This window comes from Streptomyces sp. NBC_00620 (assembly GCF_026341825.1).
Lineage (GTDB): Bacteria > Actinomycetota > Actinomycetes > Streptomycetales > Streptomycetaceae > Streptomyces.
Genome location: NZ_JAPENY010000001.1, coordinates 2,748,406 through 2,762,932 on the forward strand (window position 1 = coordinate 2,748,406; position 14,527 = coordinate 2,762,932).

At 68.7% G+C, this 14,527-nt stretch carries 14 protein-coding genes; 10 read left to right on the top strand and 4 right to left on the bottom strand.

Translation table 11 applies throughout. The features are described 5' to 3' along the window. Positions 1-182 precede the first annotated feature (182 nt). Entirely contained in the window at positions 183-659 is a 477-nt protein-coding gene (locus OG246_RS12745; protein ID WP_266460234.1) for a DUF4231 domain-containing protein, read from the top strand. Between the two features lie 42 nt (positions 660-701). On the opposite strand, the gene OG246_RS12750 is transcribed toward OG246_RS12745, so the two are convergent. Next, complete coding sequence (locus OG246_RS12750; protein ID WP_266464156.1) at positions 702-1,331, bottom strand: MerR family transcriptional regulator; 630 nt, start codon at positions 1,329-1,331, stop codon at positions 702-704. A 154-nt stretch (positions 1,332-1,485) separates the two neighbouring features. Here OG246_RS12750 and OG246_RS12755 point away from each other — a divergent pair, with 154 nt between their 5' ends. The 4 genes from OG246_RS12755 (at position 1,486) to OG246_RS12770 (ending at position 5,174) form a co-directional block, all read left to right on the top strand. Next, a complete protein-coding gene (locus OG246_RS12755; RefSeq protein WP_266460237.1) occupies positions 1,486-3,030 on the top strand; it encodes an NAD(P)/FAD-dependent oxidoreductase in 1,545 nt (514 codons plus the stop codon). Continuing rightward, positions 3,027-3,944: an alpha/beta fold hydrolase gene (locus tag OG246_RS12760; RefSeq protein ID WP_266460240.1), complete on the top strand. Its 918-nt coding sequence runs from the start codon at positions 3,027-3,029 to the stop codon at positions 3,942-3,944. The genes OG246_RS12755 and OG246_RS12760 overlap by 4 nt, the downstream gene beginning before the upstream one ends. Then, positions 3,941-4,825, top strand: a complete 885-nt coding sequence (locus OG246_RS12765; RefSeq protein ID WP_266460243.1) for an SDR family oxidoreductase — start codon at positions 3,941-3,943, stop codon at positions 4,823-4,825. The genes OG246_RS12760 and OG246_RS12765 overlap by 4 nt, the downstream gene beginning before the upstream one ends. A 121-nt stretch (positions 4,826-4,946) precedes the next feature. After that, positions 4,947-5,174 (top strand): hypothetical protein, encoded by a 228-nt coding sequence (locus OG246_RS12770; RefSeq protein ID WP_266460246.1) that lies wholly within the window; start codon positions 4,947-4,949, stop codon positions 5,172-5,174. 134 nt (positions 5,175-5,308) lie between these two features. Here the strand turns inward: OG246_RS12770 and OG246_RS12775 are convergent, their stop codons facing one another. After that, a complete protein-coding gene (locus tag OG246_RS12775) occupies positions 5,309-8,605 on the bottom strand; it encodes a S41 family peptidase (RefSeq protein ID WP_266460247.1) in 3,297 nt (1,098 codons plus the stop codon). A gap of 199 nt (positions 8,606-8,804) precedes the next feature. Between OG246_RS12775 and OG246_RS12780 the strand changes: the two genes are divergently transcribed. Then, positions 8,805-9,392, top strand: coding sequence for a TetR/AcrR family transcriptional regulator (locus OG246_RS12780; RefSeq protein ID WP_266460250.1), 588 nt, complete (start codon positions 8,805-8,807; stop codon positions 9,390-9,392). 147 nt (positions 9,393-9,539) lie between these two features. Then, the gene (locus OG246_RS12785) at positions 9,540-11,750 is read left to right on the top strand and encodes an MMPL family transporter (RefSeq protein ID WP_266460253.1); all 2,211 of its coding nucleotides are present in this window, start codon (positions 9,540-9,542) and stop codon (positions 11,748-11,750) included. A gap of 65 nt (positions 11,751-11,815) precedes the next feature. Here the strand turns inward: OG246_RS12785 and OG246_RS12790 are convergent, their stop codons facing one another. Next, positions 11,816-12,271 (bottom strand): ATP-binding protein, encoded by a 456-nt coding sequence (locus OG246_RS12790; protein WP_266460254.1) that lies wholly within the window; start codon positions 12,269-12,271, stop codon positions 11,816-11,818. A gap of 136 nt (positions 12,272-12,407) precedes the next feature. On the opposite strand from OG246_RS12790, the gene OG246_RS12795 reads away from it, so the two are divergent. The 3 genes from OG246_RS12795 (at position 12,408) to OG246_RS12805 (ending at position 14,103) form a co-directional block, all read left to right on the top strand. Then, a complete protein-coding gene (locus tag OG246_RS12795) occupies positions 12,408-13,253 on the top strand; it encodes a helix-turn-helix transcriptional regulator (RefSeq protein ID WP_266460257.1) in 846 nt (281 codons plus the stop codon). Next, the gene (locus OG246_RS12800; protein WP_266460260.1) at positions 13,250-13,501 is read left to right on the top strand and encodes a DUF397 domain-containing protein; all 252 of its coding nucleotides are present in this window, start codon (positions 13,250-13,252) and stop codon (positions 13,499-13,501) included. The genes OG246_RS12795 and OG246_RS12800 overlap by 4 nt, the downstream gene beginning before the upstream one ends. A gap of 161 nt (positions 13,502-13,662) precedes the next feature. Then, entirely contained in the window at positions 13,663-14,103 is a 441-nt protein-coding gene (locus OG246_RS12805) for a hypothetical protein (RefSeq protein WP_266460262.1), read from the top strand. Positions 14,104-14,143: 40 nt separating this feature from the next. Here the strand turns inward: OG246_RS12805 and OG246_RS12810 are convergent, their stop codons facing one another. Continuing rightward, entirely contained in the window at positions 14,144-14,500 is a 357-nt protein-coding gene (locus OG246_RS12810) for an SsgA family sporulation/cell division regulator (protein WP_266460264.1), read from the bottom strand. Positions 14,501-14,527: the final 27 nt, after the last annotated feature.

Sequence of the window (14,527 nt, forward strand, 5' to 3'; positions counted from 1 at the left end):
GGGGAGCCGGTTTCGGGTGCGCTCGCGTAGAAGTTCGCAATAGCGGAGATGGCGGTGGCCGACGTAGAGCCACGTCGCAGCAAGAGCGAGGCCGAAGGCGGCGACGAGTCGACCGCCGGAGCCGTGGGGAAGATGAGCATCGGAGCGGACCAGGCGCGAGTTGACGACGTGAGGACGCTGAGATGGCTGAGAACCCGCAATCTCCGGCTGGGCTTCCGCCGGTGGAGTTGGCCCGCTGGGTTCAGGGTCAGCTCACAGCCGGGATGGAGTGGTCCGAAAGCCGCAGAGCGCGCTTCCGTCGGTCCGCCTCGCTGGTCAAGTTGCTGTCCTTGGCCTTCTCCGTTGCCTCGACAGTCATCCTGGGGCTGCAGGACCTCAACTTCTGGGCCAGTCTGGCCTTTTCCCTGGGGGCCGTCGGAGTCGCTGTCAACGCGGTCGAACCCTTCTTCAACTGGAGGGCTCGGTGGGTCCTCATGGAGGAGTCGGAGGTCAGGTTGCGCCGCATCAGAGACGAACTGGACTACCTCCTCGTACGGACGGCGCCCGACCTCATACGCGTCGAGGACGTCGACCCGTTCTTCCAGAGAGCGCAAGAAGTGTGGGCCGACATCAGTCGCCGATGGCTCGATCAGCGCCATGCGGACCAGCGGGACACCTGATTCCCCGGCCAGGCCGTGCGGCGCCGGATCCGCGGTGGTTGCTCAAGCCCCCGGCCGACGGCTGAGCCGCCTGTCCAGCGCCATCGACAGTTCTGCCTCCACCACGCTCTTCGCCAGTGGGCGTAGGCGTTGGAGGTCCTCCGGGGTGCGGTTTTCGGTGAGGACCAGGGTGATGAAGAGGTCGGCGAGGGCGTCGGCGTGGTCGCGTACGCGGCGGGCTGTTGCCAGGACGTCCGTGAGGGGGATGCCCTCGCGGACCAGGGCGGCGGAGGCGTCGAGGAGGCGGCGGCTGATGTGGACGAGTTCGCCGCCGTCGGTGCCGAGGTAGCCGAGGTCGAGGGAGGCGGCGAGGTTCTCCGGGGTGGCCTGGCCGGCGAAGACGTCGGCGAGTTCCTCGGGGGAGAGGCGGACCGGGGTCTCCTCGGTGGGCTCGCCCAGGCCCAGCAGCTCACCTACGTTGCGGCCGTGGTCGAAGGCCTCCGCCAGTTCCGCGATGCCGTTCAGGGTGTGGCCGCGTTCCAGGAGGGCCGAGATCGTGCGCAGGCGGGCCAGGTGGGTGTCGTCGTACCAGGCGATACGGCCCTCGCGGCGCGGTGGCGGAATCAGTTTGCGCTCGCGGTAGAAGCGCAGGGTGCGCACGGTGATGCCGGCCTCCTTGGCCAGCTCCGCCATCCGGTACTCGTGCTTCTCCGTCACGTCGGCACCCTACGACGTACCGACGGTAACTTTCGCTGTCGCGACCCCTACCCATGAGTACGAACCTGCTCTACTCTCCCCATTGCGCCAGTGTTCACTGGCATGGTCGTACGGCTAGGGAGGCGTCGGGATGACCGAGCACGAGCATGTGCGAGTCGCGGTGGTCGGGTCCGGGTTCGGCGGGCTGGGGGCCGCTGTGCGGCTGCGGCGTGAAGGGGTCACCGACTTCGTCGTCCTCGAGCGGGCCGACAGCGTGGGTGGCACGTGGCGGGACAACAGCTATCCCGGGTGCGCCTGCGACGTACCGTCCCATCTGTACTCGTTCTCGTTCGCGCCCCATCCCGACTGGCCGCGCACCTTCTCCGGGCAGGAGCACATCCGGGCCTATCTGGAGCACGTGGCGGACGTCTTCCGGCTGCGGTCGCATCTTCGGTTCAACTCCGAAGTGAAGATGATGACTTGGGACGCGGAGAAGCTGCGGTGGGGGATCGAGACCAGTAGCGGGTTCCTGACCGCCGATGTCGTTGTCTCGGCCACCGGGCCGCTGTCCGATCCCAAGATTCCGGACATTGCCGGGATCGACACCTTCCCCGGGAAGGTGTTCCACTCCGCCCGCTGGGACCACGACTACGACCTGCGCGGCAAGCGTGTCGCCATGATCGGTACGGGGGCCTCGGCCATTCAGATCGTGCCGGCCGTCCAGTCGGAGGTCGCGCACCTCACGCTCTTCCAGCGGACCCCGCCGTGGGTGATGCCGCGCGTCGACCGTGCCATCAGCGGCGCCGAGCGGTGGCTGCACCGGCAGCTGCCGTTCACCGCGCAGGCCAGGCGTGGACTGCTGTGGGGGATCAGGGAGTTGCAGGTCCAGGCGTTCACCAAGCGTCCCAACGAGCTGGGGCTCATCGAGAAGTTGGCCAAGCGGAACATCGCCCGCGCCATCAAGGACCCCGCGCTGCGGGCCGAGTTGACCCCGGACTACCGCATCGGCTGCAAGCGGATCCTGCTCTCCAATACGTACTATCCCGCGCTCGCCCAGCCCCATGTGGACGTGGTGGCGAGCGGCCTGAGTGAGATCAGGGGGTCCACCCTCGTCGCCGCCGACGGCAGCGAGGCCGAGGTCGACGCGATCGTCTTCGGTACCGGCTTCCACGTCACCGACATGCCGATCGCCGACCGGGTCGTCGGCGCGGACGGGCGGACGCTCGCCGAGTCCTGGAAGGACGGCATGAAGTCGCTGCGCGGCGCCTCCGCCGCCGGGTTCCCCAACTGGATGACGATCATCGGGCCCAACACGGGTCTCGGGAACTCGAGCATGATCCTGATGATCGAGTCCCAGCTGAACTACATGGCCGACTTCGTACGGCAGTTGGGCGTACTCGGCGGCCGGGCCGCGCTCGACGCCCGGCCCGGCGCCGTGGACGCCTGGAACCGCGGGGTCCAGGAGCGCATGAAGCGCACGGTCTGGAACACCGGCGGCTGCGACAGCTGGTACCTCGACGCCAACGGGGTCAACACGACCGTCTGGCCGGGGACCACGACCGAGTTCCGCAGGGCGACGCGGCGTATCGAGTTGGCGGAGTACGACGTCCTGCGACCCCCGGTGGCAGAAAAGTCCCCTACGGACAGCAAGACGGACAAGAAGCAGACGGACAAGAAGGTGGAGGCCGGAGCATGAGCCGACTGATGCATGTGTCGCACGGGCCTTACGCCCCGCCCGTGCCCGCGCGCGAGCTGACCGCCGTCTCCGCCGACGGGGCGCGGCTGCACGTCGAGGTGCACGGGCCCGAGGGGTTGCCCGCTGTCGTCCTCGCGCACGGCTGGACCTGTTCGACCGCCTTCTGGGCGGCGCAGATTCGGGACCTCGCGGCCGACCACCGGGTCATCGCGTACGACCAGCGCGGGCACGGACGGAGTCCCGCGAGTGACGCGTGCGGTACGGACGCGCTCGCCGACGACCTGGAGGCGGTGCTCGCGGCCACGCTCGCGCCGGGTGAGAAGGCCGTGCTCGTGGGGCACTCCATGGGCGGGATGACGCTGATGGCGGCCTCGGCGCGGCCGCGATTCCGGGAGCACGCGGCGGCGGTTCTGCTGTGCAGCACGGGCAGTTCGAGGCTGGTCGCCGAATCGCGGGTGGTGCCGATGCGTGCCGGGCGGCTGCGGACCAGGATCACCAAGTCGGTTCTCGGCTCGCGGGCGCCGCTCGGGCCGGTCACGCCGCTCGCCAGGAGGATCCTCAAGTACGCGACCATGGGCCCCGGTTCGTCGCCGGGCATGGTCGACGCGTGCGCGCGGATCGTGCACGCGTGTCCGCGGCGGGTGCGGCACGCCTGGTCGGTCGTGCTCGATCTGCTCGATCTCGACGACGGGGTACGGGAGTTGGCGGTGCCGACCGCTGTGGTGGTGGGTACGGCGGACCGGATGACGCCGGCCGTGCACGCGCGTGCCCTGGTCGCCGCGCTGCCGAACTGTGTCGGGCTCACCGAGCTGACCGGGCTCGGGCACATGACGCCGGTGGAGGCGCCCGAGCTGGTGACCGGGCGGATACGCGAACTGACGTCCACGTATGTGCAGATCAAGGAGGGCGCATGAGCAGGGTGAGTCTCGAAGGGCAGGTCGCGGTCGTCACGGGAGCGGCGCGCGGTGTCGGTGAACTCCTCGCCCGCAAGCTCTCCGCGCGCGGTGCGACGGTCGCGCTCGTCGGTCTTGAGGCGGACGAGCTCAAGCGGGTCTCGGAGCGGCTGCACGGCGAGAGCGGTCACTGGTACGCCGATGTCACCGACCACGAGGCGATGGCGCGGGTCGCCGGGGAGGTGAAGGAGCGGTTCGGGAAGGTGGACATCGTCGTCGCCAACGCCGGGGTCGCGAGTGGCGGGCCGTTCCTCGACTCCGATCCCGTGGCCTGGCGGCGCGTGATCGAGGTCAACCTCATCGGCTCGGCCGTGACGGCCCGCGCCTTCCTGCCCGTACTCATGGAGAGCCGCGGGTATCTGCTCCAGATCGCCTCGCTCGCCGCGATCACGCCGGCCCCGATGATGACCGCGTACTGCGCGTCCAAGTCGGGCGTGGAGGCGTACGCGCACAGTCTGCGTGCCGAGGTCGGGTACAAGGGCGTGCGGGTCGGGGTCGGTTACCTGTCCTGGACCGATACCGACATGGTGCGCGGGGCCGACCAGGACGAGGTGATGCGCGAACTGCGGCAGCGGCTGCCGTGGCCGGCCAACAAGACGTATCCGCTGGGTCCTGCCGTCGACCGGATCGTCGCCGGGATCGAGCGGCGGTCCAGCCATGTGTACGCGCAGTGGTGGCTGCGGGGGATGCAGGGCGTCCGCGGTTATCTGCCTGGGATCATCGCGGCGGTCGGGGAGCGGGAGATGCGGCGGTTCGAGCCGCGGCTCAAGGGTGTGGGTACGGGGCTCGTGGGGGCCGGTGGAGTGGCGGACGAGCAGGAGCGACAGGGCACCTCACCTTGAGTTATCGGTCGCGTCCCAGTCGTAGCTCACCGTGAGTTATTGATCGAAATGCGTGCTTTGTGCCCCCGTGTAAGTCTGGTCGAGCCCCGATCCCCTCACCCACAAACGGGAGTGAAACCTCATGGGCATGAAGGACCAGTTCCAGGACAAGGCCGAAGAGATGAAGCAGCAGGCCAAGAAGAAGATGGGCGAGAACCAGGACGAGGCGAGCGAGCGTTCCTCGCAGCAGCGTGAGCCCGGCCGCAAGGACCGTGAGCGTGGCCAGCAGGAGCGTGAGCGTGGCCAGCAGGACACGGACCGCATGCAGCAGGAGGCTCAGGACCGCTTCGACCAGGACTACGACGTCTGACGTCTGACGTCTGACCGTCTGGTCGTTGAGCGGCACGAGCTGTACGAAGAGTGGGGCGCCCTCTTGAAGGAGGGCGCCCCACTCTCGCGTTGAGCGTGCGCGCTCAGCCGCGTTGAGCGTTCAGCCGCGCGCGTTCAGCCCCGCGGCGGCAGCTTCGGCCGCGTCCGATCCGGCACGTTCGAGTAGTCCGGCGGAGACGCCGCCGGTTGCGTGCCCAGCAGGTCCAGGGCCAGCTGCACGGCGTCGTCGAGTTGGGCGTGGCGGCCCTCCGCCCAGTCCAGGGGCGTGCGGAGGATTTCCAGGTCGGGCGTGACGCCCTTGTTCTCGACGGACCAGCCGTACGCGTCGAACCAGGCGGCGTTCATCGGGACCGTGATCACCGTCCCGTCGCCGAGGCGGTGGCGCCCGGTCATGCCGACGACTCCGCCCCAGGTGCGCTGGCCGACGACCGGGCCCAGCTTCAGCAGCTTGAAGGCCGCGGTGATCATGTCGCCGTCGGAGGAGGTCGCTTCGTCCGCAAGGGCGACCACCGGACCGCGCGGGGCATTGGAGGCGTACGAGACCGGCTGGGCGTTGCGTGTCAGGTCCCAGCCCAGGATCCTGCGGGTCAGCTTCTCGACGACGAGTTCGCTGATGTGGCCGCCCGCGTTGCCGCGCACGTCCACGATGAGCGCGGGCCGGGACACCTCCAGGCGCAGGTCGCGGTTGAACTGGGCCCAGCCCGAGCCGCCCATGTCGGGGATGTGCAGATAGCCGCAGCGCCCGCCGCTCAACTCCCGTACGACGTCGCGGCGTTTGGCCACCCAGTCCTGGTAGCGCAGCGGCCGCTCGTCGATGAGCGGGACCACGGCGACCCGGCGCGACCGTCCCTCGCCCTCCGCCGGTGTGAACGTCAGCTCCACCGTCGTACCGCCCGCTCCCGCCAGCAGCGGATACGGGCCGGTGACCGGGTCCACCGGCCGTCCGTCGACGTGGGTGAGCACCGCGCCCTCGCGGATCCCCGTACCGGCGAGCGGTGAACGCGCCTTGGAGTCCGAGGAGTCACCGGGGAGGATCCGCTTGAGCATCCAACTCCCGTCCCGACGGACGAAGTTGGCGCCGAGGAGGCCCTGCCAGCGCTGGTAGTGCGCCGGGCCTTCGTTGCGGCGGGCCGCGGAGACGTACGCGTGGGAGGTGCCCAGTTCGCCCAGCACCTCGCGGAGCAGATCCGCGAACTCGTCGGGGGACGCGACCCGTTCGACCAGCGGGCGGTACTGGTCGAGCACCGCGTCCCAGTCGATGCCGCACATGTGCGGCTCCCAGTAGAACGCGCGGATGATGCGGCCCGCCTCCTCGTACGCCTGGCGCCACTCGGCGGGCGGGTCCGCCTCGTGCAGGATGCGGCGCAGGTCGATCCAGACGGTGGAGTCGCCGTCGCCGGACTCGGTGGAGGGGACCGCGCGCAGGTCGCCCTCGTCGACCACGACAAGACGGCTGCCGTCGCCGCTCACCGCGAACCAGTCCAGATGGTCGACGAGTTCGGACTTCTTCGCCTTGGCGATGTTGAAGTACTCGAGGGTGGGTCGGCCGGAGGTGTCGTCGGGGTTGGCGAAGGTCTCGCCGAGCGCGCCCGAGATCGGCCAGCGCAGCCACACCAGGCCGCCGCCCGAGACCGGGTACAGCGCCGAGTACTTGGAGGCGGTGACCGGGAACGGCGTGACCCGGCTCTCCAGGCCCTCGACCTCGACGGTCACCGTGCTGCCGTCGCCGGTCTCGTCCTCGACCGGGTCCAGGCCGCCGGCGACCGGCCGTCCGTCGGGGTTCAGCGCGAAGGGCGAGGGCGTCGCGGACGACAGGGGCACCAGGTAGGGGCGGCAGCCGAGCGGGAAGGACAGGTCCCCGGTGTGGACGTCGTACACCGGGTCGAAGCCGCGCCAGGACAGGAAGGCCAGATAGCGGCCGTCGCTGGTGAACACCGGATTCTCGTCCTCGAAGCGGCCGTTCGTGACGTCGACGATCAGGCGGTCCTTTATCCGCGCCATCTTGATCTGGCGCAGGGAGCGGCCGATCCCGGGGTGCGCCCAGGTCAGCCAGGCCCCGTCCGGCGAGAAGACGAGATCGCGCACCGGTCCGTTGATGGACCGGATGAGTTCGATGACCTCTCCTCCCCCAGACTTCGTCCGGGAGGTGCCCCCAGACTCCTCGGACGCGTCCAGGACCAGCAGCCGTCCGTCGTTCGAAGCGATCGCGAGGCGCTCGCCCTGCGGGTCCGAGACCATTTCCTGTACGCGGCCCAGTTCGCCGGAGGCCAGGCGGCGCGGTTCGCGTTCACCGCTCGCGCGCGGGAGGTAGGCGATCTCGACGGCGTCCTCGCCGTCCGCGTCGGTGACGTAGGCGACCTGGCCGCCGGAGCCGAGCATCTCGGGGAGCCGGACCCGTACGCCGGGGGTGTCCGCGATGGTGCGCGCGGGGCCGTCGCGGTGGGTGAGCCAGTACAGGCTGCCGCGTACGACGACGGCGCTGGCCCGGCCCGTCTCGTCCACGGAGATGCTGTCGATGTGCTGGGCGGCGGGCACCTGGTACGTACGGCGTCCCGCGCGCGGACCGCCGAGCCGGACGTCGAGACGACGCGGGACTGAGTCGACGGACAGGTCGTCGACGATCCACAGGTCGCCCGCGCACTGGTAGACGACCCGGGTGCCGTCGCTCGAGGCGTGCCGGGCGTAGTACGCGTCGTGGTCGGTGTGGCGGCGCAGGTCGGAGCCGTCGTAGGCGCACGAGTAGAGGTTCCCGACGCCTTCGTGGTCGGAGAGGAACGCGATGCGGCCGCCGACGAACATGGGGGTGTCGAGGTGTCCTTCGAGGTCGGCGAGGAGGCGTCTGCCGTGCAGCCAGAGCCGTCCTGTCGCGCCGCCGCGGTAGCGCTTCCAGGCGGCCGGTTCGTGCGGCGGGGTGCCGGTGAGCAGCAGGGTCTGGCGCTCCCCGCCGATGTCGGCGACCGCGATGTCGGAGACCGGGCCCCAGGGGAGCTTGCCGCCGGGGTCGCCGTTGGTGGGGACGCTGTAGGCCCAGGTGAAGTACGAGAAGGGCTGGCCGTGTGAGGCGACGGCGAGGATGTCGCCGTCGGGGGACCAGCCGCAGACCTGGGTGTCGGCGCTGCCCCAGTAGGTGAGCCGTTTGCCGGGGCCGCCGTCCACCGGCGCGAGATGGATCTCCGGGGCGATGCTGCGCCAGCTCGTGTACGCGATGTGGCGGCCGTCGGGGGAGAAGCGGGGGTGGCCGACCTTGGTGCGGTCGACGGTGAGGCGCCAGGCGCGGCCCGGGCCGTCGAGGGGGGCCACCCACAGGTCGTCCTCGGCCGCGAAGCACAGCCGGTCGCCGCTGAGGTGCGGGAAGCGCAGGTATCCGGGGGCGTGTTCCCCGGGGGTCGCGTTCTCGTACTCGTCGCTCACCTACCCATGCTTTTCCGCTGGGAGGGCCTCGGCAACTTGTGCGTGGGTGTCGATTGCGGGGGTTGAGCCGAAGACTCGTGACACAGGACACGTACGAAACGGTTTCGTTTCGCTCGCTCTCAGGGTATCTTCAGAGACGTACGAAGGCGATGTACGAAGATGACGCATGAATCCGTCGGAGCAGGAGAAGGTGAGTGGGATGACTGAAGCCGCAACGGTGCGACGCAGTCGGATCACGCCCGAGCGTGAGGCCGAGCTGTACACGGCTGTGCTCGATCTGCTCCGGGAAGTCGGCTATGACGCCCTGACCATGGATGCCGTCGCCGCCCGCACCAAGTCGAGCAAGGCCACCCTCTACCGCCAGTGGGGTGGCAAGGCCGAGCTCGTGGCCAGGGCGATGCGGCACCAGAAGCGGGGTCACGCCGATGTCGACACCGGGTCCCTGCGGGGCGACTTCCACGCGATGGTGACCCGTGACGACGACTGTCACATGGAGCAGAACTCCGCGCTGATGCGGAGTCTTGCCATGGCGATGCACGCGAACCCCGATCTCCTGCGCGCCTTCCGGGAGTTGCTCATCGAGCCGGAGGTGGCGGAGATGCGGCGCGTGCTGCAACGCGCCGTCGACCGGGGCGAGATCCGTCCGGACAACCCCGCGATCGACTACGTGATGCACATGATGATCGGTGGTTTCGCGGCCCGCACCATGATCGACGAGCTGCCGCCGACCCAGGACTTCCTCACCTCGTACGTCGACGCAGTGGTCCTTCCCGCCCTCTGCGCCTGAACCCTCAGCCCTCCCCGAAATCCTTTCCATCGCACCTGACGCGACCGCTCACGTCGTCGGGCTGATCCCCCCTGCCCTCCCCCGTTCCCCAGCGGGTGATCGCACCAGCCCCTTGCCATCCAACGACCTGACCGGGAGTACGCCCTCGTGGCTACATTTCTCTATAAACTCGGCCGACTCGCCTTCAGGCGACGGCACTTCGTCGCCCTGATCTGGGTTGCGCTGCTGACGCTCGCGGGCGTCGGCGCGGCAAGCGCACCCGCCGCGGGCACCAGTTCGTTCTCGATACCGGGCACCGAGGCGCAGAAGGCCTTCGACCTGCTGGAACAGCGCAACCCCGGCATGAGCGCCGACGGAGCGACCGCACGCGTCGTCTTCAAGGCGCCCAGCGGCGAGAAGATGGCGGACGCGGCCAACAAGGCGACCGTCGAGAAGACCGTCGAGGCACTCGGCGACGGCTCCGAGGTCACCTCCGTGACCGACCCGTACAAGGCCAAGTCGATCTCCGACGACGGGACGGTCGCGTACGCGCAGGTCTCCTACAAGGTCTCCGGCATGGAGTTGAAGGACTCCTCGAAGGAGGCCCTGGAGGACGCGGCGAAGGAAGCGCGGTCCGGCGGGATGACCGTCGAGATCGGCGGTGACGCGCTCCAGGCGACGCCCGAGACCGGGTCCACCGAGATCATCGGTATCGCGGTCGCCGCGGTCGTCCTCGTCATCACCTTCGGCTCGCTGATCGCGGCCGGGCTGCCGCTGCTGACCGCGCTGATCGGCGTGGGCATCGGTATCTCGACCATCACCGCGCTGGCGAAGGCGCTCGACCTCGGCACCACCACCTCCACGCTCGCGATGATGATCGGGCTCGCGGTCGGCATCGACTACGCGCTGTTCATCGTCTCGCGCTATCGAGCTGAACTGGCCGAGGGCCGCGAACGCGAGGAAGCGGCCGGGCGGGCCGTCGGCACGGCGGGCTCGGCGGTGGTCTTCGCGGGTCTGACGGTCGTGATCGCGCTGGTCGGCCTGTCGGTCGTGAACATCCCGGTGCTGACGAAGATGGGTATCGCGGCGGCCGGCACGGTCGTGATCGCGGTACTGATCGCCCTCACCCTGATCCCGGCGATGCTCGGCTACGCCGGCAAGAAGGTCCAGCCCGCGGGCAAGAAGAGCAAGCTGCTCGGCGGGGGCCGGGCCGCCAAGAAGGAGGGCAAGCCCAACATGGGCACCCGCTGGGCGAGCTTCGTCGTACGCCGTCCGGTGGCCGTCCTGCTCTTCGGTGTCGTCGCGCTCGGCGCCGCCGCGATCCCGGCGGCCTCGCTCGAACTGGGCCTGGGCGACGACGGTTCGCAGCCCACGTCCACGACCCAGCGCCGGGCGTACGACACGCTGTCCGACGGCTTCGGCCCCGGTTTCAACGGCCCGCTGATGATCGTCGCGGACGTGAAGGCGAGCGACGACCCGGACGCCGCCGTCACCACGGTGACCGACCGGATCAAGGGTCTCGACGACGTCGTGTCGGTGACTCCCTCGCCGCTCAACGAGGCCGGGGACACCGCGACGATCACCGTGATCCCGGACTCCAAGCCCTCCTCGATCACCACCGAGGACCTGGTGCACGCCATCCGCGGCGAGGCCGGCGACATCAAGGCGGACACCGGCGCGGAGGTGCTGGTCACCGGCACCACGGCGATGAACATCGACTTCTCGCAGAAGCTCAACGACGCGCTGCTGCCGTACCTGGCGCTGGTCGTCGGCCTGGCCTTCCTGCTCCTGATCGTGGTCTTCCGCTCGATCCTGGTCCCGCTGAAGGCGGCCCTCGGCTTCCTGCTCTCGGTGATGGCCGCGCTCGGCGCAGTCGTCGCGGTCTTCCAGTGGGGCTGGCTCGCCGGCCTGCTGGGCGTCGAGGAGACCGGCCCGATCATGTCGATGATGCCGATCTTCATGGTGGGCGTCGTCTTCGGACTCGCCATGGACTACGAGGTCTTCCTCGTGACCCGCATGCGCGAGGCGTACGTCCACGGCGAGAAGCCCAACCAGGCGATCGTGACCGGCTTCAACCACGGCGCCCGCGTCGTGACCGCCGCCGCCGTCATCATGATGGCCGTCTTCGGAGGCTTCATCGGCTCCACCGAGTCGATGATCAAGATGATCGGCTTCGGCCTCGCGATCGCCGTCTTCTTCGACGCGTTCGTGGTGCGCATGGCGATCGTCCCGGCAGTGCTCTCCCTACTCGGCAAGAAGGCCTGGTGGCTGCCGAAGTGGCTGGACCGCGCGCTCCCGAACGTCGACGTCGAGGGCGAGGGGCTCCGCAAGCTGGACGAGGAACGGCGGGACGAGGACCGGGAGTTGGTACGGGTCTGAGGCTCGCGTAGCGGTTGGCAGGGCGTCCCACTTGCGAGTGGGGCGCCTTGTCGTGTGTACGAGTCTTACGGCTGATGGTCTTGTGGGTGACGGGCCCAGCCCACGTCCACCTCTGCCCAGACCGTCTTGCGCGGCGGCAGTCCCGATGTCACGCCCCAGCGGTCCGCCAGTGCCTCCACGAGCAGCAGGCCGCGCCCCGACTCCGCGTGCGCCTCCGCCTGGTTGAGCCGGGGGAGGCGGTCACCGCGGGTGTCCGTGACCTCGATACGGAGCGTGTCGCCGACGACGTACAGCGTCAGACGGAAGTCGCGGCCCGGGATGCGGCCGTGGGTCGCGGCGTTGGCAGCGAGTTCGGCGACGATCTGGCTCGGCTCGTCCAACGGCACCTCCCAGCTGCGGAGTTGCTCGGCAGCGAGCAGACGGGCCAGGCGGGCGCCGCGGGGTGTGGGGGACAGGAGGACGCTGAAGTTGCGGATGGGGTGGTCGAGTTGGAGGTGAGGGGCCGCAGTCTCTTGATTCACATCACTCAGCGTGGCCGACTCTGCGTACGGTAGGGAGTCGCTGCGCGTGTGCGTACCGTTACTGTCCGGCGTTTGTCTCGGGCTGTCTCGGCTGTCTCCGTGCCGTACGGGTAGGGGTGCGCGTTGGAGGTGGGCGATGAGCGAGGGTGCGGACGAGGCGGGCTGGGGCATCGAGCCTGGGGACGAGATGGCGCCGATGATCGAGGTCGTCGGCGGCGTGATCAAGTTCCACCGGGAGGCCGCGGGGATGGGCGCGGCCGACTTCGGGGAGGCGATGGGGTACGGCGAGGACATGATCCGCAAGATCGAGCGTGGGGCGCGGATTCCCCGGCTCGAGTTCCTGTACCAGGCGGATGAGGTGCTTGACGCGAGCGGGGCGATCAAGGCGCTGCGGGTGCACACGGACAAGGCCCGGTATCCGAAGAAGGTACGGGAGTTGGCTCAACTGGAGGCACGGGCTGTTGAGTCGGCGTGGTATCGCAACCACAACATCCATGGACTGTTGCAGACGCCGGAGTACGCGAAGGCGCTCTTCGAGACGCGTCAGCCTGCGTACTCTGCGGACGTGGTGGCCCGGGAGACCGATGCGCGGATGGCCCGAAAGGTGATCTTCGAACGGGAGCCTGCCCCGACGCTTGGCTTTGTCCAGGAACAGGTGACGCTGGAGCGCCCCATCGGAGGCAAGATGGTGTTACGGCGGCAGCTCGAACACCTGCTGGAGGTGGCGCAGCTGCGGAACGTCACGTTTCAGGTCATGCCGACCGACCGGGAGGACCACGCCGGAATGGACGGCCTGATCGACGTGCTGAAGTTTCAGGACGGCACGGCGGTCGGGCGTTCCGACGGGGCGTTCAACGGCCGCCCGGTCTCAAGTCCCAGAGATCTTCGTATCCTTGAACTGCGCTACGGCATGATCCGGGCGCAGGCTCTCACGCCGAGGGAGTCTCAGGCCTTCATCGAGCACGTGCTGGGGAGACTATGAGCACCACGGAACTCCACTGGTTCAAGAGTAGCTACAGCGACAGCAGCGAAGCCGGCGACTGTGTCGAAGTTGCGCACGACTGGTTCAAGAGCAGCTACAGCGACAGCAGCGAACCCGGCGACTGCGTCGAGATAGCCGTGGCCCCCGCCGTCATCCACGTCCGTGACTCCAAGAACACCCAAGGCTCCCGCCTCGCCGTGGGACCCACCACGTGGACGGACTTCGTGGCGTACGTGTCGGGGATGTAGACCCGCAGCGCCCTCATCTGTCCAGAACGTGAGTGAACTTTGAGCGGATGACTCCAAATCGGAAGGCGGCGAGGGTGTCGGGCTTTTCGCCCTGGCAGGACAGAATGCTGCGAGCGGTCTGGCGGCACGGCGAGAATCTCCCGCAAGAAGTGCTGTCATGGATGGCTGAGTTGCATGCCGAATTCGGAGAAATTCCGGAAAGGGAATTCTGTGAATTGTGGACCGCGCGAACATTTTCCATGGCGAGATCGGCCTTCGAGCTGATCGAAAGGTCGGTGGAGGAGGAAACCGGGAAAGAGGTCACCGGGGAGGACTTCTGCTACCTCGACTACCTGCGCGACCCGGAACTAGGGCCGGTCGGCGTGGTCCGCATCAAGTCCATGGAGGTCTCGACGCCGGATGGTGCAGAGGTCCTGGGCGCTGTGGCGGAAGGAGTCCAGGAATTCGTCATGGGCCACTACCACATGGTCTGGCCCGTCTGCAGTCAGCACGGCCGCGGCCTGCACGTAGGTTATTTCCATGAGACCGCGGTCTGGAAATGCAAGGGAGGAACTGCAGACGGTCATGTGGCAAGAACTATTGATCCTGCCATTCGGCTGTAGGGCATGGCAGATGGAATGAGAGGGTGGTGCGTGCGGCAGGTCAGTGAGCCACCGGCGCCGTCGCCATGTACGTACGGCGAAGGAACCGCAGCAGCGTTTTCGACTCGAACTGCACGACCGCCACTCCTTGTGCCGAGTGGAACTCCATGACCGCCTGCACTCGGCCGCACGGCCAGACGCGTACGTCGCCGTTGCTGACCGGGGCGCGGAGGCCCTGTTCCAGCAACTCGCGGGCGAAGACCCACTCGTGGGGGCCGGGGAGGGTGACGTGCACCTGGCGGGGGTCGGCTTCGGGGTCGTAGCGGAGGGCGATGGGGACGGCCCGGTGTTCGTCGGCGGCGGTGTCTGCGGTGTCGGTGACGATATGGGCGCGTGCGTACTGTTCGACAGCGGACATGGGCCGACTCCTTACGCTGCGTAACCT